The organism is Salinicola salarius, from assembly GCF_002179555.1.
In the GTDB taxonomy this organism is placed as follows: Bacteria; Pseudomonadota; Gammaproteobacteria; order Pseudomonadales; family Halomonadaceae; genus Salinicola; species Salinicola salarius_A.
Genome location: NZ_NHOU01000010.1, coordinates 22,165 through 41,802, shown reverse-complemented (window position 1 = coordinate 41,802; position 19,638 = coordinate 22,165). Strand labels below are relative to the sequence as shown.

Below are 19,638 nucleotides of genomic sequence, written 5' to 3'. Positions count from 1 at the left end.
TTCCTGCTGTCGGGAATGGTCGTGCGCGTCTGGCCGGTCATGCGCAAGGGCTTTGGGCGCCGCGGGCTGGCCGGACTGATTTCTGTCTGCTGCCTCGGGACCGCCGCACAGGCGCAAGCCGTCGAGGTGGACAACATGCGGCTGTGGTCGGCTCCGGACCACGTCAGGCTGGTGTTCGACATGTCGGGACCGGTCAATGCCAATATCTTCACCCTCGACAATCCCGATCGTGTCGTCATCGACCTCGACAGTACCGATCTGGATTTCGACCCCGACAAGCTCGACCTGGACGACAGTGCCATTTCGAAGGTGCGGACCGGCGTGCGCGAGAGCGGTGGGTTGCGCGTCGTGCTCGATGTCAGCCGCTCCGTCGTCCCCAAGAGCTTCACGCTGCCGCCCAATGATCAGTACAGCGACCGGCTGGTGGTCGATCTCGACTATCCCGGTGCCAGCGCGGTCAAGGATCCCATCGATCCCATCGAGGCGATGATTCGCGATCAGGAGATCGCCGCGCAACGGGCACAGACCGAAGCCGTCGTCGAGGGCAACTCGCAGGAAGCCGAAACGGTGGCTTCCGCCGTCGAGGCGCAGCCGCATCCCAAGCGGGACATCATCGTCGCCGTCGATCCCGGGCACGGTGGCGAAGATCCGGGTGCCATCGGCCCTCATAACACTCGGGAAAAGGACGTCGTGCTCCAGATCGCACGCAAGGTGAAGCAGCGTTTCGATCAGACGCCGGGGTTCAAGGCGTTCCTGACTCGGGACAGCGACTATTACGTCGGCTTGCGTCAGCGCACCCTGATCGCCCGGCAGCAGAAGGCTGACTTCTTCGTCTCGGTCCACGCCGATGCGGTTCGCAGTAGCCAGCCCTATGGTAGTTCGGTCTACGCGCTATCCCAGGGCGGGGCAACGTCGGAAACCGCACGCTGGCTGGCGGCGAGCGAGAACCAGTCCGACCTGATCGGGGGCGTCGACGGCAACTTGAGCCTCGACGACAAGGATGAAGTGCTGCGCGGCGTGCTGCTCGATCTGACGATGACCGCGACGATGAACGATTCGCTGGCGACTGGCGGGCAGGTGCTCGACCAGTTGGGACGGATCAACAAGCTGCACAAGTCGAGCGTCGAGCAGGCGGGCTTCGTGGTGCTGAAATCGCCGGACATCCCGTCGCTGCTGGTCGAGACCGGCTTCATCTCCAACCCGCGCGAAGAGGTGCAGCTCAAGTCATCGGCGCACCAGGCCAAGCTGGCCCAGGCGATCTACGACGGCATCGTGGCCCATTTCCGCCAGCATCCGCCGCCCTCGAGCCTGCTGGCCTGGCAGCGTGATCAGGGCCGCGGCAGTGCCGGCAACGAGTATCGCGTCCAGAGAGGCGATTCGTTGTCCCAGGTGGCGGCCAGCCATAACATCAGCATGAAGGCGCTGAAGCAGGCCAATGGGCTGGATAGCGATATCTTGCGGGTAGGGCAGGTGTTGACCATCCCATGATGACGCTTTGCCTGAAAAATGTCTGCGCTCGGCCATACGGTGTTAAAAATCGGCTTAAAATGCTCATTTACAACCTCGTAAACTCCGCTTTTTTGCCGATTTTTGCCTTGTCTGACCATCGCTCGTCGATTTTTCAGACAGAGCGAATGAGTTTCGGACGACTGCGTTGGACGGTGAGGAGACGTTGCGATGAATGAATCATCACGCATTCGCATTCTCGATCCCCGTCTGGCCAACCAGATTGCTGCCGGGGAGGTGGTCGAGCGGCCAGCCTCGGTGGTCAAGGAGATCGTCGAGAATGCCATCGACGCCGGCAGCCAGCGTATCGAGGTCGAGCTCGAGGCGGGCGGTTCGCGATTGATTCGCGTGCGTGACGATGGCGTCGGCATCGGCGAGGGCGATTTGCCGTTGGCGCTATCCCGGCACGCCACCAGCAAGATTGCCTCGCTCGACGATCTCGAGGACGTCTCCAGCCTGGGCTTCCGAGGCGAAGCGCTGGCGTCGATCAGCTCGGTGTCGCGCCTCGAGCTGATCTCCAACGCCAACGAAGATCCCGCCGGCGGCTGGCGAGTGGTCGCCGAAGGGCGCCAGATGGAGCCGCGGGTCACGCCTGCGCCGCATCCTCGTGGCACTTCGGTGCTGGTCCGCGATCTGTTCTTCAACACGCCGGCGCGGCGCAAGTTCCTGCGCACCGAGAAGACCGAATTCGGTCACGTCGAGGAGACCTTTCGGCGTCTGGCGTTGTCCCGTTTCGATATTACCTGGCTGCTGCGTCACAACCAGAAGGTCGTCCATCAGCTGCCTGGCGTGGCTGCGGATCAGGCCGGTCGGGAGCGGCGTATCGGTGCAATGCTGGGCAAGCGCTTCCTGAACGAGGCCCTGCACGTCGACCTGGAGGCCACGGGGCTCCGGCTGTGGGGCTGGGTCGGCGAGCCGACCTACTCCCGTGCGCAGGCCGATCAGCAGTACTTCTTCGTCAATGGCCGCATCGTCAGGGATCGCCTGGTCGCCCACGCCATTCGCCAGGCCTATCGCGACGTGATGTTCCATGGCCGGCATCCGGTGTTCGTGCTCTATCTCGAGCTCGATCCGCGGGTGGTGGACGTCAATGTGCATCCGACCAAGCATGAAGTGCGCTTTCGCGACGGCCGCCTGGTTCATGATTTCCTGTTCTCGAGCCTGCATCGCGCGCTGGCATCGGTGAAGCCCAACGGGGCGACGACGGAAGGGAAGGGCGCGGAGCCGGCGGGTGAAGCGGCCGGCGACGAGATCGGCGCGCCAGCTCGGCAACCGTCCGAGGGGCAAGCCTATCCCGCGGCGGCCTACGATTCGCCCAGCTGGCAGCAACAGCGCATGCCGCTGGCCGGGCAGCATGCGGCCGGCGGAGGCCAGCCGGAACAGGGTCGGCCGGGCGCCCAGCGCATTCGCGAATTCATGGCCGGCTACCACGCGCTGCATCCGGAGCACGAGTCGTCACTCCTGACGCCGCGTGATGGTCGCGCTGGCGCCCCGGGGGGCGAGGCGGCCGATGTGGCGCTTCGGGAGCGCCCGGCGGCATCGCTGACGACGCTAGCCGCTGATATAAAAGCCCCGGACGATACCCAGGCGCCGCCGTTGGGCTATGCCGTGGCGCAGCTGCATGGCGTCTACATTCTGGCCCAGACTGAACGCGGGATGGTCATCGTCGACATGCATGCCGCCCACGAGCGCATCGTCTACGAACGCATGAAGCAGCAGATTCATGCCGGCGCGCTCGATGCACAGCCGCTGCTGGTGCCGGTCTCCATGGCGGTCAGTGCCGGCGAGGCCGAAGTCGCCGATCAGGAGCGGGAAGCCTTTGCCCGGCTGGGTGTGGTGCTCGACGCCGCCGGCCCCGAGACGCTGTTGATCCGTCAGGTACCGGCACTGCTGGCGGATGCGGATATCGAGCCTCTGATACGGGACATGCTCGGGGACCTCGAGCGCTTCGGGCGTTCCGATCGTCTCGAGACCCGGATCAACGAGCTGCTCAGCACCATGGCCTGCCACGGTAGCGTGCGTGCCAATCGACTACTGACGCTACCCGAGATGAATGCGCTGCTACGCGACATGGAGCGTACCGAGCGTAGCGGGCAGTGCAATCACGGGCGCCCCACCTGGACCGAAATGTCGATGGCGCAGCTCGACAAGCTGTTCCTTCGCGGTCAGTGAACGAGGATGCCAGTGAACGAAAGCGATGATCGCGTGCGCGACGAACCTCTCGGCCAGCGGGAACACGATGGCTCTAAGCGAGATGGCCGCCCGCTGGCGATACTGCTGCTCGGCCCGACGGCCGCTGGCAAGACCGACAGCGCGATCGCGCTGCATCGGCGCTTCGGTGCGGAACTGATCAGTGTCGACTCCGCGATGGTCTATCGCGGCATGGACATCGGCACGGCAAAGCCGTCACCGGAGGAGCTGGCAGCGGCGCCGCACCGTCTGATCGACATTCGTGACCCGGCCGAGGTCTATACCGCTGCGGACTTTCGTCTCGATGCGCTGCGTGAAATGAAGGCGATCACGGCCTGCGGCAAAACGCCGCTGCTGGTGGGTGGCACGATGATGTACGCCAAGCGCCTGGTCGAAGGCGTCGCGACCATGCCCGGCGCCGATCCGGCCATGCGGGAACAGCTCCGTCTGCGCGGCGAGCGCGAGGGCTTCGAGGCGCTGCACGCCGAGCTCGCCGAGGCCGATCCGCAGGCCGCCGCTGCCATCCATCCACGCAATCGTCAGCGCCTGATTCGTGCGCTGGAAGTCTACCGGCTGAGCGGTGTACCGCTCTCCGAGCACTGGCAGCGCCAGCAGCGTGAAAACTTTCCGTGGCGACTGTTGTCCATAGCTCTCGCGCCTGCCGAGCGTCATGTCCTGCATGCACGTATCGCCCAGCGCTTCGATGCCATGCTTGCTGGAGGATTCGTGTCAGAAGTGGCTACATTGAAACAGCGCGGCGACCTTCATGCGGATCTGCCGTCGATGAAGAGTGTCGGTTATCGGCAGGCATGGGAGTACCTCGATGGCGCCTGCGATCACGACGGACTGCGCGAACGGGGTATTGCCGCTACGCGCCAGCTGGCCAAGCGGCAGTTGACCTGGTTGCGGCGCTGGCCCGATCTTCATTGGGTGGATAGCTGCGCGCCGGATGTGGGCGAGCGGATTGCGAAAATCGTGCGTGACCACGGCAGTTAGCGTAAAATGGCGGGCTTCGTCCAGACCTATACTCGCGGCGTTGCGATGCCGCCGGTGTGATGCCGAGTCAGAACGAATCGCCGCCCAACTAAAACAGCACTACTCATAACAGTATTAGGGAGAGCAACATGTCCAAAGGACAGTCCCTTCAGGATCCGTACCTGAACATTCTGCGCAAGGAGCGCATCCCGGTTTCCATTTTTCTGGTCAACGGCATCAAGTTGCAGGGACAGATCGAGTCGTTCGATCAGTTCGTCATCCTGTTGCGCAACACCGTCAGTCAGATGGTCTACAAGCATGCCATTTCGACGGTTGTGCCGTCCCGTAACGTCCGGTTGCCGCCGCAGGATCCTACCGCTGCACCCGGACTCGATAACTAATCGAGAGGTAGTGATTGTTTTTCGAACGTCCCGACGCCGGCGAAACGGCGATTCTGGTCCATGTGGACTTTCAGGACGAGCATGAGCGCGAAGATCCGGGTGAACTCCTGGAGCTGGTGCGCTCTGCCGGGGCGGAGTCGGTTACCCTGATTCAGGGTAGTCGGCGCCGCCCCGACCCTCGTTCTTTCATCGGCAGTGGCAAGCTCGAGGAGGTCAAGGCCGCACTCGAGACCCACGGTGCCGAACTCGTCATTTTCAACCATGCCCTGTCTCCGTCCCAGGAACGCAACCTCGAGCGTGCGCTCAAGTGTCGTGTGCTCGATCGGACGGGGCTGATTCTCGATATCTTCGCGCAACGCGCGCGGACTCACGAAGGCAAGCTCCAGGTCGAACTGGCTCAGCTCGAGTACATGTCCACCCGGCTGGTGCGGGGCTGGACCCACCTCGAGCGCCAGAAAGGCGGTATCGGTCTGCGTGGCCCGGGGGAGACCCAGCTCGAGACCGACCGACGCCTGCTGCGTGAGCGCATCAAGTCGATTCACAAGCGTCTCGAGAAGGTCCGCAAGCAGCGCGACCAGAATCGGCGCGCCAGAGCGCGGGCGGAAATCCCCAGCGTTTCGCTGGTGGGTTACACCAACGCCGGCAAATCGACGCTGTTCAATGCGATCACCTCGTCCGAGGTGTACGCCGCCGATCAGCTCTTCGCCACGCTCGATCCGACACTGCGTCGCCTCGACGTGCCGGATGTCGGCGAGGTCGTGCTGGCGGATACGGTCGGCTTCATCCGGCATCTGCCGCACAAGCTGGTCGAGGCCTTCCGGGCCACGCTGCAGGAAGCGACCGAGGCCAGCTTGATCGTCCATGTGATCGACGCTGCCGACCCGGACCGCGAACTCAACGTGGCTCAGGTCGATAGCGTGCTGGCCGAGATCGATGCTGACGACGTGCCACGGCTGTTGGTGATGAACAAGATCGACCTGCTGGGAACATCGCCGCGGATCGAACGTGACGAACAGGGCTTCCCGCAGGTCGTGTGGCTGTCGGCGCGTGACGGCGAAGGCCTGGAACTGCTGCGCGAAGCGCTCGGGGAATGGCTGGCCGAGGATATCCTCGATATCCGCTTGACGCTGACGCCCGAGCAGGGTCGACTACGAGCGGCGCTGCACGAGTTGCAGGCCGTGCAAAACGAAACGTTCGACGAGCACGGTCGCTCGAATCTGGAGATTCGCTTGCCCCGGCGAGAGTTTATGCAGATGATGGCTCGCTTGGGCGAACGCGCCGACGATTACTTGCCCACCTCGGAAAAAACGCCGGTTGCCGATTGGGAACGGGTTTGAGGTGAGGAAAACTACGCAGGGAGCTTCGTGGTCTGGCGAGCAGATCCGAGCGATGCAGGGTGACAAGGGATTCGACATCAGTCCGAACCAGCCCTTTGCACGTCAGTGCAACGCCACGGCGGCTCATGCTCCCGATGCCATGCGTAATGCTTTGGCTTGACGCAACGCTTTGACTGCATCATTGGAGACTAGGTATGGCTTGGAATGAGCCTGGTGGTGGCAACAACCAGCAGGACCCCTGGGGCGGCGAAGGGGGCCGACGCCCGAGTGGTAATGGTGGCAACAACGGCGGTGGCAATCAGGGGCCACCGGATCTCGATGAAGCGCTGAAAAAGTTTCAGGACAAGATCAATCGTCTGCTGGGCGGTCGCGGCAAGCGTTCCGGTCCTGGCGGCGATGGTTCCGGCGGCAGCAATGGTGGCGGTGGCAAGCGCAACCCGTTTTTGCTGCCGATCCTGGTGCTGATCGTGGCGGCCGTGATCTGGGCCGGATCCGGTTTCCATCTGATCGATCAGTCCGAGCGCGGTGTGGTGTTCCGGCTCGGCAAGTACACCGAAACCTTGAATCCCGGTCTGCACTGGAATCCGCCGATCATCGATCGCGTGGATAACGTCAACGTGACCAGCATCCGCTCTGCGACGCAGACGGATTCGATGCTGACCAGTGACGAGAACATCGTTCGCGTCAGCGTCTCGGCGCAGTATGTGGTGAGCGATTCGCATGCATTTCTGGTCAACGTCAACGAGCCTGAGATGACGCTGCAGAACGCCATGGACTCGGCCTTGCGCCAGGAAGTGGGCAACATGCATCTGCAGGAAATTCTGACCACCGGTCGTGACCGACTGGGGCAGCGGGTCTTCGAGCGGTTGACGGCCTACATGGATGCTTACGGTACCGGCCTGCGTCTGCAGACGGTCAACGTCGAATCGACCGCGCCGCCGGATCAGGTCCAGGACGCCTTCGACGACGTCATCCGTGCCCGGGAGGAGCGTCAGCGCTCGATCAACCAGGCCAATGCCTATAGCCAGGCCGTCGTTCTCGAGGCCAAGGGTCAGCAGCAGCGTCTCATCGAGGAAGCCAATGGCTACAAGGCCGCTTCGGTATCCGATGCCATCGGTCAGACCAATCGCTTCAATTCCCTGCTGAGCGAATATCGGCAGGCGCCGGATGTGACGCGTCAGCGTCTCTATCTGGAAACCATGAGCCAGGTACTTGCCAAGACGCCCAAGGCGCTCGTCGACCTGGGAGACAGCAATGCGGTGACCGTACTGCCGCTCAATCAGATGCAGGCCGGTGGCAACAGCAGCCAAAGCGACTCGTCGATGAGCATGCAACAGCTTGAACAGATTTCACGGCAGGTGATCGATCAGATGAACAGTGGCTCGCAGCAGCCGACACGTAGTTCCAGCCTGCGGGAGGGTCGCTAATGTTTAATAATCGCGCCCTGATTGGCGTCATCATCCTGGCATTGCTGGCCTGGTTTGCCAGCGCCAGCTTCTACGTCGTCAACGAAACCGAGCGGGCCATCAAGCTGCGTTTCGGTGAGGTGATCGAAAACGACATCGGCCCCGGCCTGCACTTCAAGCTGCCGGTATTCAACACGGTGCGAATCTTCGACGTGCGTGTGCAGACGGTCGATTCCAGCGCGACGCGCTACCTGACGGCGGACTCCAAGGCGGTGATCGTCGACTCGTTCGTGAAGTGGAAGATCGCCGATCCTCGGCAGTTCTACGAGGCCACGCGTGGCAACATCCAGGTCGCCGAGAACCTGATCGCGCCGCGAACCGACGAAGCATTGCGTAACAAGTTCGGCCAGACCGAGATGTCCTCGATCATCCAGGAACGAATCGCGGCAGAGAGCGACAATCAGGAACTGGTCGGCGAGGACAAGGGTGCCGATACCGTCGAAGGGGCTCGGGAAGAGCTGATGGTCGAGCCGGTACAGCAGCTCGACCAGGCGATGCGCGACGAGTTGGGTGTCCATATCCTCGATATTCGCGTCAAACGGATCGAGCTGCCCCCCGAGGTGACTCAGGCAGTTTACGAGCGCATGAATTCGGAGCGGGAGCAGGCGGCGAGGACCTATCGTGCGGAAGGTTCCCAGCAGGCCGAGGCGATTCGTGCCGACGCCGATCGTCAGCGCCAGGAAATCCTCGCCAACGGTCGCCAGGAAGCGGAGACCACGCGCGGTGAGGGTGATGCCCAGGCAGCGCAGATCTATGCCAGCGCTTATCAGCAGGCACCGGACTTCTTCTCGTTCTATCGTACGCTGCAGGCCTATCGCGACAGCTTCAACGGCGAAGGGAAGGATCTGCTGGTGTTGAGCCCGAACGACAGCGACTTCTTCCGCTACCTGAAGGACGCGACGCCTGCCGAGGCTCCGGCGCCATGAGGGTCGAGCGGATGAATGACACCGCCATCTAGGAAATCGAACGCCCGCGGGATTTCCCCGCGGGCGTTTCGTGGTACTATTGCCTAGCCGGGTTTAGCCCGGCTTTTTTGTGCGGCCTGTTTTTGCGCAATCACGTCTTCATACGATCAAGTCTTTGCGCAATGCACCCGCCTCGCAGCGCTCCGGCTGCAACTATCACGGGATGGCGAAGCTGGTCTTTGCCTCCGATCTTTACCGAATTACCGCTGGGCAGGAAAAGCTCATGACGATCGCTGACCGCTGGTTGCTACCCGACGGCATGGATGAAGTATTGCCGCCGCAGGCAACCCGGATGGAGGAGTTGCGTCGGACGCTGCTCGACCTGTACGACCGCTGGGGCTACGACCTGGTCATGCCGCCGCCGGTCGAATTTCTCGATTCGCTGCTGACCGGTACCGGCACCGATCTGGATCTGCAGACGTTCAAGCTGACCGATCAGTTGACCGGACGAATGATGGGCGCCAGCGCCGATGTGACGCCTCAGGTCGCGCGCATGGATGCCCATTCGCTGAAGCGTCAGGGTCCCGTGCGTCTGTGCTATTGCACGACGGTGCTGCGGGCCAAGGCCGACAAGCATCAGGGCGGCCGCAGCCCCATGCAGGTTGGCGTCGAGCTCTTCGGCCACGCTGGGCTGGATGCCGATATCGAAGTGTTGAGGCTGGCGCTTTCCAGCCTCGAGGCGGCGGGCGCCAAGGAGATCCACCTGGCGCTGAGCCATACTGCGATCTACCGCGAGCTGGTACGTGCCGTCGACTGGAGCGATGACGTCGAACGAGCGCTGTTCGATGCCATCGAACGCAAGGCTTACATTGTCATCGACGAACTGGTGGCCGCCAATGTCGGGGACTCCAAACTCGCGCGGATGCTCAGCGAACTCCCGCGGCTGCATGGCGGGGCGGAGATTCTGGAGCATGCCCAGCAGGTATTGGCCGAGGCGCCGGGAGCCGTTCTGGACGCGCTCGATCAGTTGATGCGGCTGCATCGCGGCGTCGTTGCCGAGCATCCCGAGGTATCGTTCTACTTCGACCTCGCCGAGCTGCGCGGTTACCAGTACCACACCGGGATGGTGTTCGCCGCCTACGTGCCGGGATACGGCCAGGCGTTGAGCAAGGGCGGCCGTTACGACGATACCGGCCAGGCCTTTGGCCGTGCTCGCCCGGCCACCGGATTTTCCATGGATCTCAAGCAGCTGGCGACCTTGGCCGAACGAGAGCCGCCAACCAATGGCATCTGGGCACCGAACCAGACGGACGCCGCGCTCAATGAGACCATCAATCGGCTACGGGCCCAGGGGGAGCGCGTGATCCAGGCGCTGCCCGACCAGCGGACCGGTCCCGAGTCACACCGCTGCAATCGTCATCTGGTGCTTCAGGATGGCGAGTGGCGTATCGAGCCGCTGAATTGAGCCAACGCTGTCAGAACCTGTTCACAGACGCCAGCGTGGATACAGCAAATGGATCGCGACGAACGACCGGATCGCGACGGGTTGATCAAGAGACGAGAGCAATGGGCAAGAACGTAGTCGTATTGGGTACTCAGTGGGGCGATGAGGGCAAGGGCAAGGTCGTCGACCTGTTGACCGAGTCCGCCAGTGCCGTGGTGCGATTCCAGGGCGGGCACAATGCCGGCCATACGCTGGTGATCGACGGCCAGAAGACGGTTCTGCATCTGATTCCTTCCGGCGTGTTGCGCGACGACAAGATCTGCGTGATCGGCAATGGTGTCGTGCTGTCGCCGGAAGCGTTGATGGAGGAGATCAAGGAGCTGGAGGCCAAGGGCGTGCCGGTGCGCGAGCGCCTGCGTCTGTCGCCGGCCTGTCCGCTGATCCTGCCTTACCATGTGCGCCTCGACCAGGCGCGTGAAAAGGCTCGCGGCATTGCCAAGATCGGTACGACCGGACGCGGTATCGGACCGGCCTACGAAGACAAGGTCGCACGTCGCGGCCTGCGCCTGGGCGACATCCTGCATCGCGAGCGTTTCGCCTCCAAGCTGGGCGAGGTGCTCGATTACCACAACTTCGTGTTGACCCGTTATCACGGTGAACCGGCCGTCGATTTCCAGGAAGTGCTGGATCAGGCGATGGGCTTTGCCGAAGAACTGCGCCCCATGGTCTGCGACACGGTCTCCCTGGTCCACGATATCCGCAAGTCCGGCGAAAACATCCTGTTCGAGGGCGCTCAGGGCTCGTTGCTGGATATCGACCACGGCACCTATCCCTACGTCACCAGCTCCAACACGACCGCTGGCGGCACGGCGACCGGCTCCGGGGTCGGCCCGCTTTACCTCGACTACGTGCTGGGCATCACCAAGGCCTACACCACGCGCGTCGGCTCCGGCCCGTTTCCCACCGAGCTGTTCGACGAATTCGGCCGGCACCTGGCCGAGAAAGGGCATGAGTTCGGGGCAACCACCGGTCGTGCGCGCCGCTGTGGCTGGTTCGACGCCGTGGCGCTGCGTCACGCGGTGCAGATCAACTCGGTCTCCGGCATCTGCCTGACCAAGCTCGATGTGCTCGACGGGCTCGAGAACATCCGCGTCTGCGTCGGCTATCGCAGCAAGGATGGCGAAACCATCGACAATCCGGTCGATTCCGAAGGGTACGAAGTGATCGAGCCGCTCTATCACGATCTGCCGGGCTGGAACGAATCCACCATCGGGGTGCGTAGCGTCGAGGATCTGCCGGCGAACGCGCGCGCGTATATCGCCTTCCTGGAAGAAGAAGTCGGTACGCCGATCGATATCATCTCTACCGGCCCCGACCGTAACGAGACGATCGTGCTGCGCAATCCGTTTGATTGATCGCTCGCGCCGAGTCACTCGGCGAAGCAATCGGACGGTGAAGCAATCGGACGGTGAAGCAATCGATCGATAAAGCAGTCTATCGATAGAGAAGTCGATAGATGACAGAAGATGGCCCGCTGCCCTGGCAGCGGGCCATCTTCGTTCAAGGGAGGGCAGTGGGCGCCTTCGCCAAGGATAGCAACGCCGTTGCCGCCATGGCCGAGTCACGATCAGGGTCCTGTACCCAGCGCTGGAAGAGCGGTCCGATACGGCCCTTGTCTTGCAGCAGGCTATTGTCTTGCAACAAGCTGTCGTCTCGCAGCAGATGATGACGCGCTGCCATCACCAGGTTGGGGAGCGCAATGGCGGAATCGAAACCGTGAAGTTCCTGATACGACCAGTCATCGGGATTAGCCGCATGATCGGCGACCCAGCGGTAGGCGGCGGCCAGACGCGCCCGGTCCGCTTCCTCCTCGGGCCAGGTCAGCCCTAGCGCCGAAGCTTCGCGAAGCAGTACTGACCAGGCTGCCAGATTGAAATTGGCATAGTGCCATGGGCGGGTGCGCTCCAGCTCCAGCGGTTGGCGCCCGTCGGGTTCGAACTGCGCTTCCAATCGGTCAAGCGCTTCATGCAACTGGCGCTTGGCCAGCGCCGGGCGACCGACGAAGCGGGCAAAGGCCGCGACCTGCGCGTCATACCAGGTGCCGTGATTGTTGCGCTTGGAATGCTCCTTCCGGCCGTTCTCGCTCGTCAGCATCCAGTCCAGATAGTCGCCGTACCACTGCTTCAGCGGGCCGAGCGTTTCGTCGGTCAGCGCGGGGGAGGGCGCCAGTTGCCGGATCGATTCGGATAGGCCGATCAGCAGCCGACTTTCGATGATGCCGATGCCGCGCCCTTCGACCCGTCCCGGTATGGCCTGGGCGTAGCGCAGGTTGGGGGCCATCCGCGTCTCGGGCGTGACGAACCAGTGGCGCAGTTGCGCGACGGCGCGTTGGGCATGGCGCTCGTCACCGGTGAGGCGGTAACTCCAGGAGAGCACGTTGACGGTGTCGATGAAATCGATCAGGCGCTGCTTGTCGGTTGCATCGCCGAGCGTCGCTTCATTGTATTCACCATCACGCCGCACGTAGGGCAGGCCGTCATCACTGTCCGGGTCCGGCCACCAGTAGGGTGCAAAGCTGAAGTAGTCGTGGGCGTCTTCGCTGGCCGGGAGCCGGGTTTTGTTCACCACGCTGTAGAGCGGTTTCCGGCGTTCGCTCTCGGCCCGGTCGATCACGGCCGAAGCCGCGATGTCCGTCGCGGCCTCGGGGATCGTGGTTCCAGCTGTTGCCACCGGCGCCAGGGTCGGGAGCGCCAGCGCGGCGAGTACCAGTGCCAGCGCTTGTCTTTGGCGATATCGAATCATGTGGAGGATGCATCCCCGGCAGCGGTAGCCGCCTCGGGATTCTCCAGCAGGTCCTGGAGGGTATCGATCGCGGTTTCGCTGTCGCCTTCCATGACACCGTCGAGCCAGATCATCGCCTGTTGCTGATTGACGAACTCGACGCCACGCGTTTGCAGAAAGGCCTGAGCCAGCGAGATGCGAGCGGAGCGGTGCCCCTGGCGGGCGGCATCGACCAGCAGTTCCGCGCCCTTGTGGGGGTCCCGCGGCAGAACTTCTCCGCTGAGATAGGCGCGTCCGAGTGCGGCCTCGGCGCCGGCGTGGCCAGTCTCGGCGGCGGCGGTCAGCAGTTGCTTGCCCTTGTCGATGTCCTGGGTGACGCCACCCTGGCCTTCGAGATAGGCCGAGCCCAGCGCCGCTTGCGCGGAGGCATTGCCATTGCTCGCCGAACGGGAAAGCCAGCTCACGGCTTCGTCGGCGTCCGCGTCGACGCCGTTGCCTTCGAGGTAGGCCAGCCCCAGTACGCGCTGGGCGTTGTCGTCACCGCGTTCCGCTGCCTGGGAGAGATAGCGTACGCCACGCTCCGGGTCAGCGGCGACGCCGGTGCCGTTGAGATAGGCTTCGCCGAGCGTTACGCCCGCGGAACCATGCCCGGCGTTGGCCGCGCGGGTCAGCAATCTGACGCCACGTTGCGGGTCGGCGGGGATGCCGTCGCCGGTCAGCAGCATTTGACCGAGATCGGCCTGGGCTCCGACATGGCCGGCGGCGATCGCTCGTTCGAAATAGCCTGCGGCGCGTCTCTTGTTGACGCCGACCCCCAATCCTTCGGCATACATCTGACCGAGCGAGGCCGTCGCGCCGGGGTGACCCGCATCGGCGGCTTTCGACAGCCATTTGCGTGCGCTGGCGTAACTGGCGCTGACGCCCTGGCCGCGCAGATAGGCCCGGCCCAGATCCGCCATGGCCGGCACTTCGCCCATATTGGCCGCGCGGATCAGGTCGTCGATATTGCCTTGCTCGCCGCTGGCGCGGTAGGTACGAGCCAGCGCCTGTCGTGCCGATGGGTGACCCGCACGCTCAGCCCGCTGGAGCCACAGTTCCGAGCGGTTCAGGTTCGGCGATACGCCGACCCCCTCGCGATAGGCGCGACCGAGCACCACCATGGCGTAGGCGTCACCTTGGTCAGCGGCTTCTTCGAGCAGTTTCACGCCCTGGTGGCTGGCGCCGGGAAGCTTGCCCTCCAGGTAACCCTGGCCGAGCCGTGTCTTCGACGTGGTGTCGGTGGGATCCTGTTCGACGGCCAGGCTCAGCCACCGTTGCGCCTTGGCCGGATCGCGCTGCAGGCCGGTGCCATCCATATAGGCGATACCCAGGGTACGCGCGGCGCCGCTCTGTTTCTGGTTGGCCGCATCCGTGAGCAACGCAACGCCCTGAACCGGATCGGCGGGCATGCCTTCTCCCTTGAGATAAGCCTCGCCCAGGCGAGCGGTGGCGTAAGGGTGGCCGAGCCGATTGGCGCGCTTGAGATATTCGACGCCACGCTGCGGCTGTGCCTGGACCTTGTCGCTATCGAGATAGATGTTGCCCAGCAGGGCGAGGGCGTAGGCATCGTTGTGCTGTGCGGCTTGCTCCAGCAGTTGAATGCCTCGCTGGGGATCTTCGGATAACACCACGCCGTCGAAATGGGCTTGCCCCAGGCTGCGCGTGGCGTCGAGCTGGCCCTGCTCCGAGGCTTTGGTCAGCCACTTTTCGGCGAGCGCCGGATCGGCTTCGACCTGGCCTTCGCCCAGATAGGCCTGACCCAGCCAGTAGGCGGCATCCACGTTGCCGGTTTGCGCTGCGCGTTCGAGCATGCTCAGACCTTCGGAGGGATCCTGCCGGTCGAGCAGCAGATGGCCGGCGGCGGCCAGCGCTTGCGGGTCGCCGCTTTCGGCTGCCCGGGTCAACCACTGCTGCTGACGCTCGGGTTGCGGCAGCAGGCCATCTTCGGCGTGGAGTCGCGACAGCGCGAGCATGGCATCGACATCGCCGCTCTCGGCGCGCGAGGTCATTGCCTGCGCATAACGCTCGGCATAGGCCCGTGCCCGGCTCGGGTCGTTGCCGAAAGCGCCGCCGGCGGCATAGTTTTCGGCCAGTGTCTCAAGGGCGCGCGGCTCGTTCTGGGCCGCTGCCTTTTCCAGCTGCTCGCGAGCGGCATCGACATCACGCGGCACGCCTTCGCCTGTCAGCTGCATCTCGGCGACCTCGATGCGAGCACTGGGGTTGCCGTCGTGGTCGATGGCCTGCTGGAACAGATTCCAGGCCAGGGCGGGGTCCCGCTTGACGCCGTCCCCGGCGAGATAGAGCCGGCCCAGTTTCAGCGAGGCGTTGTCCAGTCCACTGAATTCATAGGGGACGGCCTGACGATAGTAGTGAACGGCCAGTTCGGGGTCGCGGGGGACGCCGGCGCCCTCATCGTAGATTCGTGCCAGCTCATAACGGGCTTCGGGGTGCGTCCGTGCCATGGGTTTGAGCAGCTCGATGGCTTTCAGGCTCTGGCCCTCGGCCTGCAGATTGCGGATGTATTCCATGCGGTTCCAGTCGGTCGAAGGCATCGACTCGACGTAGCGATGGGCAAACAGTGCCTGATCCTGGGCGGCAACGGTTTGCATGTCCTGTGTACCCTGGCCGGCGCAGGCGGTCAGCATTATGGCTGAAATCAAGACCGAGGCCAGGCCTGGCATGAATCGGTTGGTGGGCAGGCGTGACGGGGTCGGCAGGTCTGTGCGAATGGATGTCGTCATGCGAATCTCCTTTGGGTCGGAGCCGTTCCGTCCCTGGAACGGTCCTGGATCAGTGGATCGTCGGGTCCCGAGGCCGTGATAAGGCTCGAACTCGAACCTCGGGACGAAATCAGGCGTCGGGCTCGAAATCAGGCGTCGGGCTCGAACGTGGCGAGTTGCTGCTCTTCGGGTTCCGGCAGCGCACGAGGCTGGGCTGTCGGATCCATGAAGTAGAGGGTGACGTAGCCCCCGGCACTGCGGTTGTCGATGGGCCGCCTCTGGCTCACGTAACGAGAAATTCTCGGATCCTCGCGGTGCTGGAGATAGACCTCCATCCAGGCCAGGTACTGCTCGTCGTCCAGGAAGCCGTAGTACTGGGCGTGGGTCGCCAGATCCCCCAGCGCTGCCGGGTCGTCGAAGGTGTCCAGCGCAAACTGGACCGCATCGTCGACGGTATGACCGTCGTACTCGAAGTCGAACAGATCGTAGCCTTGGCGATAGGCCACCTGCATGATGTTGACGAGGTACAGCAGGGCATAGTTCTGATAGTGGCTGGCGCGTCGTCCACGAGCCATCTCGTGGGGCAAGGCTCCGCGTGGGGTCATGTCGCTGAGTGCCGAGTAGACGGCGCTGACGCCGAACTGGAAAAGCTCGTCGTCGTCCGTCAGCACGCCAATCATGCTGGCGTAGAGCGCCCGACGGTAGAAGTGGTTGTTGCAGCAGCTCGGGTCTCCGCCGCGGATGGACGAGTGCTGGTGTGCCAGCGTGTTGAGCCAGTGATTGATGCGCTCGATCGCGTCGGGGCGCTTGTCCGCCACGACCGGACGCACGATGGAGTAGGCCATGGCGGCGGCAAACATCATCGACTCGGTCGAGTACCAGCCCTGGGGTTCGAGACGGTCGTAATAGAACTGGCTCAATGCGTCTTGAGTCGCCCATTTGTCGAGAAACCGCACCAGGCAGTCGGCGTAGTAGTCATCCCCGGAGGCGACGTAGGCGCCAGCCAGATTGGAGACGGTGTCCTCGAAATCGAACAGTGGCTCGGAAGCCAGTTCCCAGGCCTGGGGTTGCGGATAATAGCCGGGGATCCGGATGACGCTGTCCAGTGCCGGCTTGGACAGTTCCTGTTGGCAGCTGGGGCCGGGCTCGAGCTGGTCACGGTTGTACTGCAGCAGATCGTTGTCCGTCTGCTGCAGCAAGGCCATGCGGGCCTTGACGTCGAAATAGGAGGCGTCGGGGTCGGTGACCGTATATTCCGACAGATCCAGTTTCTGGCGCTGTTCGTAGCTCATCGCCTGGGCCGAAAGCGCCAGCCCGGAGGCGGTCACGCCCAGTAGCATCGCGAGAGTGAGACGCAGGCCCACACGGCCTGCGAGTGACGTCCGTTTCATGAAAATCGACTCCTGTCGAAAGGATGGATCACGTCCTGGGGGTCATCAGGGTGAAGTCGGCGAAATCGACGACCTGGTGACGCGGTGTGCGCCAGTCGCTGCCGTGACCGCCAAAGAAGGTCGAGAACATCAGGCCGTCGATATGCACGTCTTCAGTGGTGCGATAGACGATGCTTCGCTGCTCGAGAACCGGTTGCCCATCGACCCAGACACGCGCGATGCCGTTGTCGCGGTCGGGATCGTTGAGCACGATCTCCTGCTCCACGCTGACCCACTGCCCCGGCGTGAAGTGCCATCGGCCACGGCCGACCGATTCGCCGTAGTCGGCGTCTTTATTGGCGACGTATTCGTAGAGCTCGCCCTGACCCTGCTTGCGCCACATGAAACGCATCGAGAAACCGTTCTTGCCAGTGACCTCGTCGCCGCCGGTGGGGCCGTCACCGCCGTAGAGGCCCGGCAACTTGCCACCTTTGACGAAGTCGAAGCCGGGTTGGAAGCGCACCTGGTAACGCAGGCAGGCGCGATCGGCCTGACGCAGCGCCGGCACCGGCATCACGAAGCCGGCGCCGCCCTCTGCGGCATCGCTGGGCGACGAGCTGCCTTGCGGGTAGCTGACACGCAGGGCGGGCGCGTCGAGTCCGCTCTCATCGTTGCTCAGCACCTGCAGGTTCTGTTCACCCCAGCGTCGCTCGGCATCGAGCCCGCTCTTGACCCAGGCCTTGGGATCCGCATTGGCCTGAATGTTCATGCCCGGGGCATGTACCGGGGCGTAGCGTGTCGAGCAGGCCGACACCTGTGGCTGGGTGAGATCACCGTCACTGGCGGCCTGCGCGGGCAGGGAGACGACAGTCAACGCGCCGGCGATCAGCGCCGCCGTGCCCGAAAGGCGCAATGGGCGGCGGTTGGCATTGTCGAGCTGGGATCGCGTCATGGTCATTTCCTCGGCAAGGTTCGTTTGCGATGGGTTTCGGTAGCGCTTCACGGTCGCTTCACGCGACGGCCAGTCGAAGGCTCAGTTCATGGCGCTTTTCATCCCGTCGGCGGCACTCGTCCACAGCGATTGAACACCCTGATACATGGCGCGGCCCGCCTGGTAGGTCCACTCGGCGGCCGTGTCGAGCATCGGCGCTTCGGTGAAGCGGACGTCGACCGGTGTACCCACGGCGCCGGCCGGCAACGTCTCTTCCGGTACCAGCAGCACGCTCGCCACGTTCTGCTGCTGGCGCACCCAGTCCGGGAAGCCGGCACGCGGCTGACGTTCGACATCGAGCGCGACGCTACGCACACGCGCGGGAATCGGCTCCGATGCGTTGGGCAGGGCGATATAGGCCTGCTGGTGGTTCTCGATATCGCCGATGTCTTCCATATGCACCAGCGCCTCGACCATGACGTCGTTGTTGTGGGTGCTGACCAGCGTCATGACACGATCGCCTTCGTTGACGTAGGTGCCGCCGGCAGCGCTGAGTGCCCAGGCCACTTCACAGTCACACGGGCTGTAGATGGTGTTGGCCGATACCCGCGCCTTGTAGGCATCGATACGCGAACTTTCGTAGTCGCGGGCCGTTTCGAACTGCTCCACCCGAGTCCTCGCGATTTCCGGCGACAGAGTCTCGTAACCCAGCTCGCCGTCTGCGGGGTTGGAGGATGTCGCCACGCTGACCTTGTGGTTGCCAGCATCGTCGAGGCTGTCCTGGAGGTTATCGATCAGGCGCTTGTTGTAGTCGAACGAGGCCTGGGACAGCAGCAGATCGTTCTGGAGTTCGGCGTTATTGACCTGGATCAGCGGCTGGTCGCGCTCGACCTTGTCGCCGGCGTTGAGTTCCAGATCTTTCAACTGGCCGGCGCCGGGCGCCAGGATATCCGTTCGCGGCGCCGTCACCGCGGCAAAGCTCGGCTCGATCAGAAAGACGTTGCGATAGACCGTCGCGGCAACTGCCGCCGTCAAGACGCCCGCGGCGACGAGCAACGCCATATAGCGGAACATGGGAACGCGACGCTTGGGCTTGGTGGCCGGTGTCGCGACGTTGCCACGGCGCTTGCGGGGTGTCTGGGCATCCTGCGGGTCGACCAGACCATCGAGACTGACATGGCGTCCGCTCATCTGGGCGCGAATCACCCGGCGCAGGATATCGCGCTGGCGGGACTCCATCTGGGTGAATTCGAACGCGACGCGCTGTTGGCGCGCGTCGCCGATCTCGCGCAGTGGGCGTGCCATCGCGGGCAGGGCCAGTTCGACACCGCTGGCGGTCAGCATCAGCGCAACGGGGATCTCGCGTTGAAGCTCTAGATGCATCGAGGTCTCGGCGGAAAAGCCTCCCATCGAGAGATCGTGGCCCTTGACGACCCGATCATCCCCCAGACGAACGTTGAAGGGCATTTCGACGCGGACATGGCGGCGCTCGTCGCGGCGTTCATGGCGCAACTGGTCCGGGTCCCGGGGGGTGTCGTTGTCGTGGCCTGACAGGCGGTCATGATCTGACATG

Annotated in this window: 14 protein-coding genes; 9 read left to right on the top strand and 5 right to left on the bottom strand. The window is 63.6% G+C overall.

Annotation, left to right across the window (positions count from 1 at the left end; genetic code table 11):
* Positions 1–39: 39 nt before the first annotated feature.
* From CCD76_RS09840 to CCD76_RS09800, 9 genes are all read left to right on the top strand, one after another.
* A complete protein-coding gene (locus CCD76_RS09840) occupies positions 40–1,488 on the top strand; it encodes an N-acetylmuramoyl-L-alanine amidase (protein ID WP_087719411.1) in 1,449 nt (482 codons plus the stop codon).
* 189 nt (positions 1,489–1,677) lie between these two features.
* The gene (mutL, locus tag CCD76_RS09835) at positions 1,678–3,678 is read left to right on the top strand and encodes a DNA mismatch repair endonuclease MutL (RefSeq protein ID WP_087719344.1); all 2,001 of its coding nucleotides are present in this window, start codon (positions 1,678–1,680) and stop codon (positions 3,676–3,678) included.
* A gap of 33 nt (positions 3,679–3,711) precedes the next feature.
* Positions 3,712–4,692: a tRNA (adenosine(37)-N6)-dimethylallyltransferase MiaA gene (miaA, locus tag CCD76_RS09830; RefSeq protein WP_256961248.1), complete on the top strand. Its 981-nt coding sequence runs from the start codon at positions 3,712–3,714 to the stop codon at positions 4,690–4,692.
* Positions 4,693–4,820: 128 nt separating this feature from the next.
* Entirely contained in the window at positions 4,821–5,072 is a 252-nt protein-coding gene (gene hfq / locus CCD76_RS09825; protein WP_087719342.1) for an RNA chaperone Hfq, read from the top strand.
* Between the two features lie 14 nt (positions 5,073–5,086).
* Positions 5,087–6,409, top strand: a complete 1,323-nt coding sequence (gene hflX, locus CCD76_RS09820) for a ribosome rescue GTPase HflX (RefSeq protein WP_087719341.1) — start codon at positions 5,087–5,089, stop codon at positions 6,407–6,409.
* Between the two features lie 194 nt (positions 6,410–6,603).
* Complete coding sequence (gene hflK, locus CCD76_RS09815) at positions 6,604–7,836, top strand: FtsH protease activity modulator HflK (protein ID WP_087719340.1); 1,233 nt, start codon at positions 6,604–6,606, stop codon at positions 7,834–7,836.
* Positions 7,836–8,801: a protease modulator HflC gene (gene hflC, locus CCD76_RS09810; RefSeq protein WP_087719339.1), complete on the top strand. Its 966-nt coding sequence runs from the start codon at positions 7,836–7,838 to the stop codon at positions 8,799–8,801. Before hflK ends, hflC begins: the two co-directional genes overlap by 1 nt.
* A 262-nt stretch (positions 8,802–9,063) precedes the next feature.
* Positions 9,064–10,245 carry an ATP phosphoribosyltransferase regulatory subunit gene (locus CCD76_RS09805; RefSeq protein ID WP_087719409.1) on the top strand — a complete coding sequence of 394 codons (1,182 nt, stop codon included), beginning with the start codon at positions 9,064–9,066 and terminating at the stop codon, positions 10,243–10,245.
* Positions 10,246–10,346: 101 nt separating this feature from the next.
* A complete protein-coding gene (locus CCD76_RS09800) occupies positions 10,347–11,639 on the top strand; it encodes an adenylosuccinate synthase (protein WP_071233250.1) in 1,293 nt (430 codons plus the stop codon).
* 145 nt (positions 11,640–11,784) lie between these two features.
* Here CCD76_RS09800 and CCD76_RS09795 read toward each other — a convergent pair whose 3' ends face one another.
* The 5 genes from CCD76_RS09795 to CCD76_RS09775 all read right to left on the bottom strand — a co-directional run bounded on the left by CCD76_RS09795 (position 11,785) and on the right by CCD76_RS09775 (position 19,637).
* Entirely contained in the window at positions 11,785–13,026 is a 1,242-nt protein-coding gene (locus CCD76_RS09795) for an alginate lyase family protein (RefSeq protein WP_087719338.1), read from the bottom strand.
* Positions 13,023–15,785, bottom strand: a complete 2,763-nt coding sequence (locus CCD76_RS09790; RefSeq protein WP_087719337.1) for a tetratricopeptide repeat protein — start codon at positions 15,783–15,785, stop codon at positions 13,023–13,025. The genes CCD76_RS09795 and CCD76_RS09790 overlap by 4 nt, the downstream gene beginning before the upstream one ends.
* Before the next feature lie 128 nt (positions 15,786–15,913).
* Complete coding sequence (locus CCD76_RS09785) at positions 15,914–17,155, bottom strand: alginate lyase family protein (protein WP_087719336.1); 1,242 nt, start codon at positions 17,153–17,155, stop codon at positions 15,914–15,916.
* Between the two features lie 28 nt (positions 17,156–17,183).
* Positions 17,184–18,086, bottom strand: a complete 903-nt coding sequence (locus tag CCD76_RS09780) for a polysaccharide lyase (protein ID WP_143543272.1) — start codon at positions 18,084–18,086, stop codon at positions 17,184–17,186.
* Between the two features lie 81 nt (positions 18,087–18,167).
* Complete coding sequence (locus CCD76_RS09775; protein WP_087719334.1) at positions 18,168–19,637, bottom strand: HlyD family efflux transporter periplasmic adaptor subunit; 1,470 nt, start codon at positions 19,635–19,637, stop codon at positions 18,168–18,170.
* Between the last annotated feature and the right edge of the window lies 1 nt (position 19,638).

Excerpts from the sequence above, each read along its gene's own strand:
- CCD76_RS09790 (WP_087719337.1), bottom strand. The coding sequence starts at position 15,785 with ATGACGACATCCATTCGCACAGACCTGCCGACCCCGTCACGCCTGCCC.
- CCD76_RS09805 (WP_087719409.1), top strand. The coding sequence starts at position 9,064 with ATGACGATCGCTGACCGCTGGTTGCTACCCGACGGCATGGATGAAGTA.
- hflK (WP_087719340.1), top strand. The coding sequence starts at position 6,604 with ATGGCTTGGAATGAGCCTGGTGGTGGCAACAACCAGCAGGACCCCTGG.
- mutL (WP_087719344.1), top strand. The coding sequence starts at position 1,678 with ATGAATGAATCATCACGCATTCGCATTCTCGATCCCCGTCTGGCCAAC.
- CCD76_RS09785 (WP_087719336.1), bottom strand. The coding sequence starts at position 17,155 with ATGAAACGGACGTCACTCGCAGGCCGTGTGGGCCTGCGTCTCACTCTC.
- CCD76_RS09780 (WP_143543272.1), bottom strand. The coding sequence starts at position 18,086 with ATGACGCGATCCCAGCTCGACAATGCCAACCGCCGCCCATTGCGCCTT.
- CCD76_RS09775 (WP_087719334.1), bottom strand. The coding sequence starts at position 19,637 with ATGTCAGATCATGACCGCCTGTCAGGCCACGACAACGACACCCCCCGG.
- hfq (WP_087719342.1), top strand. The coding sequence starts at position 4,821 with ATGTCCAAAGGACAGTCCCTTCAGGATCCGTACCTGAACATTCTGCGC.
- CCD76_RS09800 (WP_071233250.1), top strand. The coding sequence starts at position 10,347 with ATGGGCAAGAACGTAGTCGTATTGGGTACTCAGTGGGGCGATGAGGGC.
- CCD76_RS09795 (WP_087719338.1), bottom strand. The coding sequence starts at position 13,026 with ATGATTCGATATCGCCAAAGACAAGCGCTGGCACTGGTACTCGCCGCG.
- CCD76_RS09840 (WP_087719411.1), top strand. The coding sequence starts at position 40 with ATGCGCAAGGGCTTTGGGCGCCGCGGGCTGGCCGGACTGATTTCTGTC.
- hflC (WP_087719339.1), top strand. The coding sequence starts at position 7,836 with ATGTTTAATAATCGCGCCCTGATTGGCGTCATCATCCTGGCATTGCTG.